At 34.1% G+C, this 13190-nt stretch carries 17 protein-coding genes; 12 read left to right on the top strand and 5 right to left on the bottom strand.

Annotated features, from left to right (window positions below):
• Window positions 1–111 precede the first annotated feature (111 nt).
• A complete protein-coding gene (locus NsoK4_RS02470) occupies window positions 112–576 on the top strand; it encodes a metal-dependent transcriptional regulator (protein WP_211687806.1) in 465 nt (154 codons plus the stop codon).
• On the opposite strand, the gene NsoK4_RS02465 is transcribed toward NsoK4_RS02470, so the two are convergent.
• Genes NsoK4_RS02465 through NsoK4_RS02455 form a run of 3 tightly spaced genes read right to left on the bottom strand, consistent with a single transcriptional unit; the run spans window position 563 to window position 3179 of the window.
• Window positions 563–2383, bottom strand: a complete 1821-nt coding sequence (locus NsoK4_RS02465; RefSeq protein WP_211687805.1) for a PINc/VapC family ATPase — start codon at window positions 2381–2383, stop codon at window positions 563–565. The genes NsoK4_RS02470 and NsoK4_RS02465 overlap by 14 nt on opposite strands.
• A 35-nt stretch (window positions 2384–2418) precedes the next feature.
• Window positions 2419–2781, bottom strand: a complete 363-nt coding sequence (locus tag NsoK4_RS02460; protein WP_211687804.1) for a response regulator — start codon at window positions 2779–2781, stop codon at window positions 2419–2421.
• Window positions 2782–2816: 35 nt separating this feature from the next.
• A complete protein-coding gene (locus NsoK4_RS02455; RefSeq protein WP_211687803.1) occupies window positions 2817–3179 on the bottom strand; it encodes an Hpt domain-containing protein in 363 nt (120 codons plus the stop codon).
• A gap of 54 nt (window positions 3180–3233) precedes the next feature.
• Here NsoK4_RS02455 and NsoK4_RS02450 point away from each other — a divergent pair, with 54 nt between their 5' ends.
• The 5 genes from NsoK4_RS02450 to NsoK4_RS02430 all read left to right on the top strand — a co-directional run bounded on the left by NsoK4_RS02450 (window position 3234) and on the right by NsoK4_RS02430 (window position 7920).
• Window positions 3234–5108: a cell wall metabolism sensor histidine kinase WalK gene (locus NsoK4_RS02450; RefSeq protein ID WP_211687802.1), complete on the top strand. Its 1875-nt coding sequence runs from the start codon at window positions 3234–3236 to the stop codon at window positions 5106–5108.
• 77 nt (window positions 5109–5185) lie between these two features.
• The gene (locus NsoK4_RS02445; RefSeq protein ID WP_211687801.1) at window positions 5186–5329 is read left to right on the top strand and encodes a hypothetical protein; all 144 of its coding nucleotides are present in this window, start codon (window positions 5186–5188) and stop codon (window positions 5327–5329) included.
• A gap of 37 nt (window positions 5330–5366) precedes the next feature.
• Window positions 5367–6788 carry a TldD/PmbA family protein gene (locus tag NsoK4_RS02440; protein ID WP_211687800.1) on the top strand — a complete coding sequence of 474 codons (1422 nt, stop codon included), beginning with the start codon at window positions 5367–5369 and terminating at the stop codon, window positions 6786–6788.
• A complete protein-coding gene (locus NsoK4_RS02435) occupies window positions 6789–7376 on the top strand; it encodes a uracil-DNA glycosylase (protein ID WP_211687799.1) in 588 nt (195 codons plus the stop codon). It abuts the gene before it with no gap.
• Complete coding sequence (locus NsoK4_RS02430) at window positions 7360–7920, top strand: DNA-3-methyladenine glycosylase (RefSeq protein ID WP_211687798.1); 561 nt, start codon at window positions 7360–7362, stop codon at window positions 7918–7920. The genes NsoK4_RS02435 and NsoK4_RS02430 overlap by 17 nt, the downstream gene beginning before the upstream one ends.
• On the opposite strand, the gene NsoK4_RS02425 is transcribed toward NsoK4_RS02430, so the two are convergent.
• Window positions 7917–8549, bottom strand: coding sequence for a DedA family protein (locus NsoK4_RS02425; RefSeq protein WP_211687797.1), 633 nt, complete (start codon window positions 8547–8549; stop codon window positions 7917–7919). The genes NsoK4_RS02430 and NsoK4_RS02425 overlap by 4 nt on opposite strands.
• Before the next feature lie 91 nt (window positions 8550–8640).
• On the opposite strand from NsoK4_RS02425, the gene NsoK4_RS02420 reads away from it, so the two are divergent.
• Together NsoK4_RS02420 and NsoK4_RS02415 are read left to right on the top strand one after the other, a co-directional pair.
• Entirely contained in the window at window positions 8641–9015 is a 375-nt protein-coding gene (locus NsoK4_RS02420; RefSeq protein WP_211687796.1) for a DUF6659 family protein, read from the top strand.
• Between the two features lie 137 nt (window positions 9016–9152).
• Window positions 9153–9440, top strand: coding sequence for a hypothetical protein (locus NsoK4_RS02415; RefSeq protein ID WP_211687795.1), 288 nt, complete (start codon window positions 9153–9155; stop codon window positions 9438–9440).
• Window positions 9441–9442: 2 nt separating this feature from the next.
• Here NsoK4_RS02415 and NsoK4_RS02410 read toward each other — a convergent pair whose 3' ends face one another.
• Entirely contained in the window at window positions 9443–10381 is a 939-nt protein-coding gene (locus tag NsoK4_RS02410) for an ABC transporter ATP-binding protein (RefSeq protein WP_211688824.1), read from the bottom strand.
• Window positions 10382–10464: 83 nt separating this feature from the next.
• Here NsoK4_RS02410 and NsoK4_RS02405 point away from each other — a divergent pair, with 83 nt between their 5' ends.
• The 4 genes from NsoK4_RS02405 to NsoK4_RS02390 all read left to right on the top strand — a co-directional run bounded on the left by NsoK4_RS02405 (window position 10465) and on the right by NsoK4_RS02390 (window position 13123).
• Complete coding sequence (locus tag NsoK4_RS02405; protein ID WP_211687794.1) at window positions 10465–10980, top strand: transcription elongation factor NusA; 516 nt, start codon at window positions 10465–10467, stop codon at window positions 10978–10980.
• A 5-nt stretch (window positions 10981–10985) separates the two neighbouring features.
• Window positions 10986–12272 (top strand): aspartate--tRNA(Asn) ligase, encoded by a 1287-nt coding sequence (gene aspS / locus NsoK4_RS02400; RefSeq protein ID WP_211687793.1) that lies wholly within the window; start codon window positions 10986–10988, stop codon window positions 12270–12272.
• Between the two features lie 39 nt (window positions 12273–12311).
• Window positions 12312–12554: a hypothetical protein gene (locus NsoK4_RS02395; RefSeq protein ID WP_211687792.1), complete on the top strand. Its 243-nt coding sequence runs from the start codon at window positions 12312–12314 to the stop codon at window positions 12552–12554.
• 293 nt (window positions 12555–12847) lie between these two features.
• Entirely contained in the window at window positions 12848–13123 is a 276-nt protein-coding gene (locus NsoK4_RS02390; protein WP_211687791.1) for a hypothetical protein, read from the top strand.
• The last annotated feature ends 67 nt before the right edge of the window (window positions 13124–13190 follow it).

Genomic DNA, 13190 nt, shown 5'->3' with positions numbered 1-13190 from the left:
TTAGTTAAGATTCAAAGATCAAGATCCATCACTTGCAAGTCAACAAAGAATAACCAGCCCAGACTCAAAAAGACACTCAATTATACTAGATTAGCAAGATATTAGAAAGTAATGAAGTCAAAAAACTCAAAACGGTTAGAATCCATCAAAGCTGCACATAAGTCAGAAAAAAGCAATTACAGTGCAAGAATGGAGGACTATTTGGAAATAATATCTGAGTTAGTAGAATTGAAAGGATATGCAACGACTCTAGACATTTCAAGATACATGAATGTAAGTGCCCCAAGTGTGACTAAGATGTTACAGAGATTAGATGAGAACGGATTTTTGGAATATGAAAAGTATCACGGCATAAATCTCACAAACAAAGGAATACAAATCGCAGAAGGAATTCGCCAAAAACATGGAATACTTTTAGAGTTTTTTGAAATTTTGGGAATCGGAGATGAAACGGCAAACCAAGATATTGAAGGCATCGAGCATCACCTAAATGCAAAAACAATTAGACAATTACGAAAATTCATTACATTTCTAAAGTCAAATCCAAAAATTTTAGATAATTTTAAAAATCTTTGAGGAATATGTGAATATCATTTTGAGAAGATGCAAGCTGCATCAGATTTCTTGCTATATCAGAGCGTTTTGGAATTTTAATTTGGCCTTTTTTCCCAATTCGAAGAGATGTTACATATTTTTCACCAACATAAATGTCAGCATGCATTGCAGTGTATTCCCTACTAACAGTAAGAACAAGAGCTGTTTTAGATTCGGAGAAGACAAAGGGCAAATCACCAGAATCGATAGAATCAGAGTGAACTCCTTTTTCTTCAACATCAATATGCACATTTAGTTGCTTTTCAATGTCATTGATGTTAGATCCGCCTCTTCCAATAATTGCAGGAATTGAAGTCTTGTCAACTAAAACACGTACTCGGTTATCAGATAATATTTGCACTTCAGCACGAGAGTCATATCTTTTAAAAGTATCACGAATTTTGTCTTCAGCTAATTTCTCGATCCCAACTTTTTGAACTCTTTTTGCGACGGGTACAATTACATTTTCTTCTCCAAACGTATAGATTTCATGTTCCAACACATTGTCTGCAAAATTTCTAATCTCGATTACAGGCCTTGCCAAATCAGATTCGGTCATCCCTGTTGGGACCTTTACCTTAAGTTCTAAATCATAGACTTTTTCTATCCTGCCGTCTTTAACAAAAACAACTGTATCAAGTACGTTTGGGATGATGCCCAGTTCTATTTTTCCAATAAATCTCTGAATAGCATCAAGAGGGGAATTTGCATGAACTACACCAACCATACCAACACCAGTCAATCGTAAATCGGCAAATGTTCTAAAATCCTCACGTCTTCGTACCTCATCAAAGATTGTATAATCAGGTCGGACAAGCAATAAGATATCAGCAGTATTATCAAAACTTCCATCAAGTTTTGTGTATTGGGTAATTCCAGGATCAACTTGAAGATCTCTCGGAGACTCGAATGTTTTGACGATTTTTCCTGTGTTGTGATAGAAATTAGCAAGACCAGATGCCAAAGTACTTTTTCCAGAGCCAGGAGCTCCGGAGATAACAATGCCTTCGGCCCTATCAGAAAATCTCTGCATTAATTGTTCAGAAATATCATAATCTTCAAGAGATAATTTTACAATTGGATGCACAATGGTTATCTCAAATGCTTCAGAAAAGGGTGGGCGAGTAATTGCAACCCTATAATCATTATGTTGTATTACTGAAGCACCTGTTTTAGAAATTTCAATAGTGCTAGAATCAGAAATTTTTGCAGCCTCTAAAATTTGTGTTGCCATAAATTCCAAATAGTCTTTTGATAAAACATCATCAGATAGTTTAGTTAATGCAAATGTTCCAGGTTTTCCTTTTTTGGCTAACGGGGAAAGATTTTCTTTAAGATGGACACTCATTGTTTCTGAGTCAAAATATTTTAAAAATTCCAACTGAGTTTCTTTTGGAGTCGGTTTGATGAGAACGGATTCCACTCCTTCAGCTTGAGCCACTAAATGTTGAACTTTGTCAGAAGTATAAAGCGAGGCTTTGTTTTGTTTTGCTAGATCTTTGATTAGTGCGTCAATTCTTCCACTCCCAGCCATTTTGATTTCATCAACAGTAGGGTGATTTCCTTGGATAGAAATTTCTAAACCAAAATTACTTGAAATGTCTTTTAGTTTTTTTATCTCTTCAAGACCAACAAACCCTGTTTCTTTTTTCTGAGATGCTTGTGATTGCAGTTCATCAAATACTGCTTGAGGTATAATAATTTCAGAATTTTGAACATTACCAGACTCTATTTGAAATATCAATTGTCCGTTAATTATAACACTTGTATCAACAACTATCTTTGACAAATCAGAACACCTTACAAACACACTTAGGCCCTAAATTACTTTCCCAAAACATCATTTATTGATTGCAATACTTTGTTAAAATCAAAAGGTTTTGAGATATAAGACATTGCGCCTGCATTCATACAAGAGGAAATTATTTTTTGATCATCGCTTGCAGTAATCAAAATCACCTTAGCCTTTGGATTGTGAGGAATTATTTCATTTAGTACAGTTAGACCGTCTTTCTTAGGCATTGCCAAATCAAGCAATAAGATATCAGGGTTAAGAGAATTAAAAAGTTCAACAGCCTCTGCCCCATCAATTGCTTCACCAACAATTTCATGCTCACCAATTTGTAAAATATCTTTCAAAACAAGTCGAATTGCATCAGAGTCATCAGCAATCAGGATTTTTGCCATAAGTCTAGTCAGACTTGCCTGATATTAAAAATATATCAGTCATCAGACAAAGTTAGTTCTGAAATTTTCTTTTTTAGTTCCAATAAACTATAAGAAGAGTCATTCATCGAACTTTTAATTTCCCTTACTGAATTTTGTAAAACTTTAAGCAATTCATATTTTTTTCCATCAATTATTTTTTTGAGAATATTGTCTAATTCAGATGCCACTTCTCCAACACTCTCCTTTCCCATCATAGGCGCCAATCCTTTAATTTTGTGAGTGTGTCTTTGTAATTTTTTAGCATTGGTAAAAACATCATCATCAGTAGACAAAGATTTCAAAATAGTTTCAATTCCATTAATTTCTTCGTTGATTTCTTTTGTAGCTAAAGCCACAAAATCATCTGATACAGACATTGTTAATGAAAATTCACCCATTATTTTTATACCCTATGGATAGTTTTTGAAAGTGTGAAGATTATCACCAAGTCTTATTTGTTAGTTGGGATTTTAGTAGGAGTAGCCATATTCAATCTAGCATTATTATATCAAGGAGAAATAGAAGACAACAAACAGTCAACGGCAGTCATAAAAACAGGAGACATCAAAGTAGCAGCTGAATCCATATCCGCACTTGCGATATCTGTGGCAAATGGAAATGAAGAGGACAAACAGAAACTAGAGAGAGAAATACAAAATACAGAGAAAAGAATAGAGATACTCAGAGTAGGTGGAACCCTGAAGGGGTTAGAAGTTGATCCAATTCCAAACTCGATGAAAAATGCACACAGCAATATGGCAGATGCATGGAATGATTTCAAAGAATCTGCATTAAAGGTGGAAACAACACCTGTTTTTGACTCAGATGCAACGAGTTCGGTAAATTATTTATTACAAAAAAATAATGACTTGGTATTATTATCAAATGAATTAATTAGAGATTTTGAAACACTAGATAGAGATTTTAACAGACATAAAGAAATTGCAAATGAACTCGCAGAATACTCAAAAGAAATTGGTCAGATGATTTTACTAATCAGTATCGGTGAAGGTGAGAGCGTTCAAAAAGAGTTAGAGGTTAAAAAAACACAATACGAAATTGGTTTAAGGAAATTACTCAACGTACCTACACAAGGAATAGACGTAGAAATGTACGGAATGACACATGAAGATTTAGAACCAATACCCAGAGTAAATTCAGAAACATTAAGAAAAATAGATCCACTATGGGAATCAATGCGTATTAGGATCAATACGCTTGAAGAGAGAGCATTGTTATCACCAGAATTCAATACAGCCAAAGATGAATTAGAATCTAAAAAGATAGAACTGGGTCTAAAAATTGACAATGTTCTAGAATTATGGAATCGTGAATTAGTAAAGCAGGGATCAGAAGGCCAAATAATTTTCCAAGTGTTGTTGGGAGTCAACATAGTAGTTTTCATAATAGTTTTGTTTATTATCAGAGAATCCATCTCGCCTCTTGATTCAATCAATAGAGGATTATCAAAAATCAAAGAAGGTGTGTATGGAGAGGAGTTGAAAGTCAAATCCACAGATGAGATTGGAGAGTTAGCCAACACATTCAACATAATGTCTAAGACAATTAAAGAGAAAGAAGAAGAAGCAAGGAAAAATGATATTGCGAAAGATGAGTTTTTGGCAATGGTTACTCATGAATTGAAAACGCCGCTTGTGCCAATCCAAGGATATGCAGACATTTTACTCAGCGAGCATTTAGGGAAACTAACAGAAAAACAGAAAGAAAGAATCAATATCATAAAATCCAGTTCTGAAACGCTATTATCAATCATATCAGATTTACTTGATGCACAAAAATTGGAATTAGGACAATTAAAAATGAAAAAAGAACATGTCAACATTAAAGACACAATTCTAAAAACAGTTGAAAATCTAAAGCCTTTTGCTGCAGAGTCAAATACAGAAATCATTACAAATGTATTTGATACTACAGTTAATCATGATCCAGAGAGAATCAAACAAGTACTATCTAATCTAATCAAAAACAGCATTAATGCAATTCAAAATAAAAAAGGAATCATCCAAATCAACTTAGAAGATATTGGAGATAAGATTAGAATAAAGGTAAAAGACAACGGAGTAGGGATTCCAATTGAAAAACAAAAGGATCTTTTCAAAAAATTCTATCAAGTAGATGCATCATTGACCAGAGAAAAAGGAGGTAGTGGATTAGGATTGGCAATTTGTAAGGGAATTGTTGAAAATCACGGAGGGGAAATTTCAGTTAAAACCAACATAAATGAAGGGGCAGAGTTTTCATTCAGTCTGCCTAAAGATTACGATGTCAAGGGGTCACCAATTTAGATTACTAAAAGAAAACACACTTTCTTAACTAATTTCCCTCACCCTATTAGAAAAATGGATTTTTGACAACCCAAAACATGAATGCTCACAAGTATCAAAAAAATGACGAATTTTATGCAAATTGCAATGCATATTTTGAATATTTACGAAAGAGAGGAGACACGGATTATGATTTTGAAGATGAGTATTACTATACTATGCCTGCAATATCCAACCAATAAGACAAGATTTACGAAGCATGAAAAACATTGAAATTGTATGAATTCAGCGCTGCAAGACTTTGCGGATAAAGCAATATCATTTTCACTTAATTCAGGTGCCCAATACGCAGACATTAGAGCAGAAGAGCAGAACAGAGAGTCAATAACAATAGAAAACAAAGAGATTGAAAATGCCAAGAAAAAATTAGAAAAAGGCATAGGAATCAGAGTATTAAAAAACGGGGCATGGGGATTTGCCTCAATAACAAATCCACGATCATTTAAAGAGATCGAGGGAAAAATCATACAAGCACTAAAAAATTCAGACTATTCATCAAATACAAAAAAAACAAAAATCAAATTGTACAAAGTACCATCAAGAAAAATAAAAAAAGATTTTCCAGTTTTAAAAAATCCAAATACAGAGGAATTAATCAAAATAGGAATAGAATGCAATAAGATAATTTTAGAAAGACCACGAATCATAAAAGCAATCACTAATCCATGGATTTGCCAAACTTCAAAATACTTTGCAAATAGCGAAGGTTCCAAAATATTACAAGAATACACAGATACCGTCATAGATATGATTGCAACATCGCATGAATCAGGTATAACTCAGTCAGTAAACACAACGGAAGGGGGAAGAGGAGGGTTAGAGATGATTTTGGAAAAAAACACAGCTGTAAATAGCGCAGTAAAAATTTCAGAAAAAGCTTCTCAATTAATTGACGCAAAACCGACAAAAGAAGAAAATGCTAGAGTAATAATGAATCCAGATTTTGTTGCATTGTTAACACATGAAATTTTAGGACATCCATCTGAAGCAGATAGAGTATTAGGTAAAGAAATGGCATGGGCAGGAGGAGCATGGTGGAAAGGGAAAACAGGGGAAAAAGTTGGTTCAAAGGAGCTAAATGTTTTTGATGATCCAACAATCAAACAAAGTTTAGGATGGTATTATTTTGATGACGAAGGGGTAGAATCACAAAGAACCACTCTAATTGAGAAAGGAATTTTGAAAAATCATATGCAAAACAGAGAGACAGCAATTACTTTTGATTCAAAACCAACAGGAAACATGAGGGCAACTAGCTTTATGTTCATGCCGTTGATCAGAATGGCATGCACATGTATTGCAGGAGGAAATTGGAAACAAGAAGAAATGATAAAAGATGTAAAAAACGGATACCTGGTTTCAAACATGAAAATCCCATCAATAGACATGAAGCGATATAATTGGAGTATTTCATGCCAATATGCTCAAAAAATAGAGAATGGAGAGATAACGGAGTTGCTCAGAGACGTCATAGTCATGGGCACTGCGCCTGAATTTTTCAATTCTATTGATGCGTGTGGAGATGATTTTACAATAAGACCAATTACAAATTGTGGAAAAGGAGATCCAATGCAATCAATGATAATGGGCAATGGAGGTCCTTCAATCAGAGGAAGGGCCACAATAAAGAGTGTAAGATAGATGACAATTGAAACAATCAGAAAAAAAGTAATTGAATGTACAAAATGTGATCTGTGTAAAACAAGGACAAAATCAGTTCCAGGAAAGGGGAATTTTCAAGCAGATGTGATTTTTGTAGGAGAAGCACCTGGAAGAAACGAGGATCAGAGAGGAGAGCCATTTGTAGGAGTTGCAGGAAAAAGACTCACAATGGCATTAGAAAGCATAGGAGTTTCAAGAGATTCAGTATACATTACAAATGTTGTAAAGTGCAGACCTCCAAACAACAGAGTTCCAAGTGTTTTAGAAAGAAACACATGTAAAGAATATCTTCAAAAAGAGATAGAAATCATCAATCCAAGAATTATTTGTATTTTAGGAAATACAGCATTTAATTCAATTTTAGGAGGTTCGGAAATCACGAAATTTAGAGGTAAAATAGTTAGAAAGAATAATCAATTGTATTTTCTCACAGTCCATCCAGCAGCTACAATCTACAATCAGGAATTAATCGAAGTATTAAAATCAGATATTGAAAGATTATTCAATACAATAAAAGAATTAAAAAACAATAATCAAATAAAAATAGATATTGAATATACTTCCTAGAGAATTTTATTTGCAAAATACTGTAACGGTTGCAAAGAAACTGTTAGGGAAAAAAATAGTTAGGAATCTAGGCGAGCATAAAATCATAGGCATCATTACAGAAACTGAAGCATACAGACACAAAGATGATCCTGCAAGCCATGCGTTTAGAAGAAAAACAGAAAGAAACAGAGCAATGTTTGAGCAAGTAGGTAGAGCATATGTCTATTTTACATATGGAATGTATTATTGCTTTAACGTAGTTGCAAGAGACCCAAAATTTGAAGCAGGAGCAGTTTTAATTCGAGCTATCAAGCCTGAACTAGGCATAAAAATTATGGAAAAAAATAGAAAAATTACAGACATCAGGAAATTAGCAAACGGTCCTGCAAAACTTACACAGGCATTTCAAATCACAAAAGATCAATATGGAGTAGATTTGACAAAAAAATCAGAAGTGTTCATTACAGAAGGAATTCAAGAATCAAAGAAAATTATTTCCAGTCCAAGAATAGGCATAAAACAAGCAACTGAAAAGAGATGGAATTTTAAGATCAAAATTTAGTCATCATTGTTTTCATCAAGAGTCCAAGGTGCAAATTTGCCCAATATTCTTTGCCAATCAAGTCTAAGCAACAAGATAACAACAGAGGTCATCATTGCACCAAATATAATAATTCCAATATAAACAGGAGTAGTATCTTCAACATCTTCTAAAAATGGTTCTACTAAAGATAATCCTAGATGATGAGAGATCAGAACTATTGTGTAACTTAAAACGATTTTTCCAGTAAGAGTTGCAATAAAGAATTTTTTTGGATTGTATTTTGCAAGACCCAATGGCACATACACTAAATCATCAGGGACAGGTGTTGCTGCTGCAAAAAACGCTGCACCTGCACCATATCTTTTAACTAGTCTTTCAAAAGGACGCATTCGTTTTCTAGTCTTTTCGTTTATGATACGACGACCGCCATAACTCACATAGAAGATTATCTGTTTTGCAACAGTTGCAGTCAATGCTGAAACAATAGCCAACAGATGAATGTCAAATTGATCACCTACGGACATAGTAGCAAGTAAAAGAAAGCCAGGCAAGGGAACAAAAGGAACTAGAGATCCAAAGAAATTTACTAATCCCAATCCCAGATAACCCACTTCCGGAGCAAATGGAAATAGGTCAGTAAAATCCACAATTTTGACAGCTGAGAGGCATTATTTAACTAAAACTAGAGACATACATGTCTACAATCATTAAAATATCATCTTTTAGCACCAGAAGAAAATGGCAAAAAAAGATTATCAAGCAGTTTGTGATTCAATTGCAGCAATTAGCCCATACATTAGATTTGTAGGCATAATAGGTAAAGGAGGAGATCTAGTAGCATATAGAAGAAGGGCGGATCTAAAACCATTTCTGAATGCCAAGGACACTCAATACCAATTTTCCCACATTGCTATCAAAACAGACATGGAGGCGTTTTTTGACAAGAATTTAGGAGAAGTGGAATTTGTATGGGAAGAAAGGAAGAAAGTTCAGACAATTTCATTTGCCATAAAAAACCACAGGGTTTGGATTTCAATTGATAAAAAAGTCATCAGAACAGAAATGCTAAGAATTATTGATTCATGTTTACCAATAGTAAAAAAATTCTCTTAGAACACATTGAAGTGTCCTTACTGTGAAATCGATCTTGACTTACTTAGCATGACAGATGGGCTGAAGCACATATTAGAACACAAAAAAGAAAATCAAAAATCCTAACTTTTTTGTATGACAAAAACAGAACATGATTGGTGGAAGAAGTAAAACAAATTCAAAATATTATCGATGAGTTAAATCAAAGACCCATTAAAGAATACAAAAAAATGAAAATTGAGGAAATTAGCAGAGAGTTACGAGATGTAATGGAGTTTGAGCAAAAATCATTTCAAAAAATAGAAGAATTAGAGAAAAAAGGAATCAATCCAGATCTTACAAAATACGCAAAAATTGTTTGCAAAAATACAACCGAAAGAGAGATTGCTGAGATTCAAGAAGTGTATCTTACAAAAATTGACAAAGAATATCTAAATTCAAAATGAGTTTATTTTTCATCATCATATAGCCAACACTGTACATATCCAGTATTAGTTTTAAATTTAGGAGGCACATGTTTGCATTTTTCAACTGCAAGAGGACATCTGTCAATAAATTTACATTGCGTTGGCGGTTCTAAAAGAGACGGAGGATTTCCTTGGATATATTTTGGAGGTGATCCCCTAAGACGAGGGATTGATTCAAGTAATGCTTTTGTGTACGGATGTTTTGGGTTTTTGTAAATTTCTTCTGAAGAACCAAATTCAACCATTTGACCACTGTACATTATTCCAATTTTATCAGCAATTTCAGATAACACGGCCAAGTCATGAGTGATTAACATGATAGACATTCCTTCTTTTTTGAGTTTTTTTAACAAGTTAACAATTTGAGCCTGAATCAGCACATCTAATGCAGTTGTAGGTTCATCGGCTATGACGAGTTTAGGTTTTAGCAACAAGGCCATTGCGATGATCACTCTTTGTTTCATCCCACCACTAAGCTCATGGGGAAATTTTTTGAGAATGTTTTGATCAAGATTTACGGATTTTATTGCATCTGAAATTAACTCTTCAGAATTTCCTTCAAAATTATGTTGTTTGAGAACTTCACGAAATTGCTCATCAATAGAAAATACAGGATCAAGAGAATTCATAGCTCCTTGAAAAATCATAGAGATTTTCTTCCAGCGATATTCTTTGCCAAATTGAGATTCAGACAAGTCCAATAAAGAATCACCATCAAAAATTATTTTCCCATTTGCCTTTCCTCCCAAAAGCATCCTCATTATAGACAGACCTAAAGTGCTTTTTCCACAAGCACTTTCACCTGCTATTCCCAAAGACTCACCTGAGTCTATTTGAAAATCAATATCGTTTAATGCATAGACCGATCCCTTTGATGTAAGATATTCTGCGTACAAATCTTTAACAGTCAAAAAGGCCATGTATCTAATGATGGCAGGTAGCATTTTTGTTTTGCACTAAGGGATATAAACAACTCTGATTGAAATTAAAAAAGTCGAATCTAATGAAACTTCCAATATGCAATTTTGATGCAAAAAATGCAGTATTATGCCCTCAATGCGAGAACAAGGTAGAAACAGGTGTCCTAACAAAGGCAGACGTGAACGCATCAATCAAATTAGCACAGCTGGCAAAATCAAACAATGAAATTGACAGTTTTACCCTTTATTCATGCAAGGAGATAGAAGGAAATTTTGTTCTATCTCTTGCAAAAAACGACATCATGATAATTCGCCAAAGTAGAACACTTTACAGGTTACTTCAAGGGCAATTTTCAGGAAAGATTTGGTTGGTGGAGGCTGATGAAAATGATAAAAAATTCATAGAAGATCTATTTTTCCCTACAAAGATACTATCAATTAATTCAGTTTGGGCACCAGGAGGTGTTCAGAAAACAAAAGCTGTTGTTTCAGGAAAATGGACACCAAGATTTCCAATAGACACACAAAAAGTTATCCAAATTGTTAAAAATGCCCGAAACCTTGACATTGAGATAGAATTTGAAGATAAACGAGCGTGAAATAAATGGTATTTGTTAAAACTCATGATATTTCTGAATTAAACTCAGAACTTATTGGAAAAGAAGTTGTTCTTGGAGGTTGGGTAGAAGATCTTAGAAAATTAGGAAAAATGACATTCATCACACTAAGAGATGTTTCAGGAATTTCACAAATCATTGTGAAAGGGGAATTAAATGACAATTTAGGTGAAATTAACCGTCAAAGCGTGGTCAGTGTAAAAGGACTTGTTCAAGAGACCAAGGCACGTGATTTTGATTTTGAAATTAAAGCTGAGGAAATCGAAGTGTTAGGTAAAGCAATTCATCCATTACCTGTTGATCCGATTGGTAGAGTTGAAAGCAATATCGATACAAGATTAAATCACAGGGCACTGGATATGAGAAATCAAAAGACGGCATCAATTTTCAAGCTTAGACATCATGTCTTAGCATCGTTGAGAAAAACACTTTCTGAGAAAAAATTTATTGAAATCACAACACCCAAGATTATCGGGAGTGCAAGTGAAGGGGGTGCAAATTTATTTTCACTTGAATATTTCGGAAAAACGGCATATCTAGCACAGAGTCCGCAACTATACAAAGAGCAAATGACAATAGGCCTAGAGAGAGTATTTGAAATTTCAAATTTTTATCGAGCAGAGAATTCACATACGGGACGACATCTAAGTGAATTTACCAGTGTGGACATAGAGGCAGCATTTATGGACTATAATGACGTAATGGATGTATTAGAGTCACTTGTCATGGAAGTATACAAGTATGTAGCAGAGAATTGTAAAAAAGAACAAGACACAATAGGTCACACAATAACAATTCCATCATCGCCATTTGAGAGGGTCACATATACTCAATGTATTGAAGAACTGAAAAATGCAGGGGAGAAAGTAGAATTTGGCGATGACCTGCTTGATTCACATTTAAGAATAATAGGCAACAACCATCCGGGTTTTTACTTTTTGACTGATTGGCCGATGAAACTAAAACCATTTTACATTAGAGAAAAAGATGAAAACCCAGAATTATCACGCTCATTTGACTTGCAATTTGGATATCTAGAGTTATCTTCCGGAGGGACAAGATTGCATGACCCTGAAATCCTCAAAGCAAGGTTAAAAGAACAAGGATTAGATCCAGCGCAATTTGCAGATCACCTCCAAACATTTGATTGGGGAATGCCACCACATTCAGGATGGGGAATGGGATTAGATAGATTAATGACAACATTGATTGGAATTGACAATGTAAGAGAGGTTGTACTCTATCCACGGGATCCAGACAGATTAAAACCATAGTCACTCAAATTTTTATTCCAAAACAATTCACCATATCTAATGATTGAACAAGAGGATGCAAAAAAAGTAGTAGAAGTTATCGGAAATAATTTGATAGGAGTATCACATGATTCCAATAGTTTTCAAAGGCTACCAGATTCCTATTGGGGGTATTTTGCAAGAGGGCATGATAAAAAAGGAACATTCGGCGTAATAGTAACTTATTCAGAAAATGAAAAAGACGTAGACGAATTAATCAAAATGTATGAAGAATGGGCAACCAAAAACAAGCCAAAGGAATAGCTATTTTGTTTCTCGTAGCAACTTTCTATAGCCCTGACATTCCTTGCAAATAGGCTTTCCTTTGTATTTTGGATTGCCGTCTTTAATTTTCAGTGTGCCCTCAACTGCCTTACATATACAACAAGTTGCCATTTAGATGTAGGAATAAAATCTGATTAATAAAAATTGGGAATCAAATAACAGATAAATCTAAAGGAGTAGATCTATTGCTATTGCACAAATGTAATTTTTGTGGATCTGCATTTGGGGACAGAATTTGTTATTTTTGTGAAAAAGATTGTTGCACATCATGTATGGTAGATGACAGAACAAGATGTAAAGAATGCTATATTCATAAGAGAAAACTGAAAGTAAAACAACTGATAAAAAAGAACAAACTTGTGCTCATTTTTGTTGGGTTTTTGTGGTTTTACGCAGTATACCCAGGACCATTTTTGCCAGGGTTAGATCCAATGTTTTACACAATTTCACTTGTAGCATTATTACTAATTATGATTCCAGTATGTCTTGCATTATTCTTCTGGTCTCTGAATCCACCTGCATCAGATGTGAAAAAACGAAAAGGTTAGAAAAAATTCAAATCAGAATATCAATTTTTTTAAACTTTCACAGGGTAACCAAAAAATTTAACCAATA

This window comes from Nitrosopumilus sp. K4, assembly GCF_018128925.1.
Classification (GTDB): domain Archaea; phylum Thermoproteota; class Nitrososphaeria; order Nitrososphaerales; family Nitrosopumilaceae; genus HKST03.
This window is presented reverse-complemented; position numbering and strand designations above follow the sequence as displayed.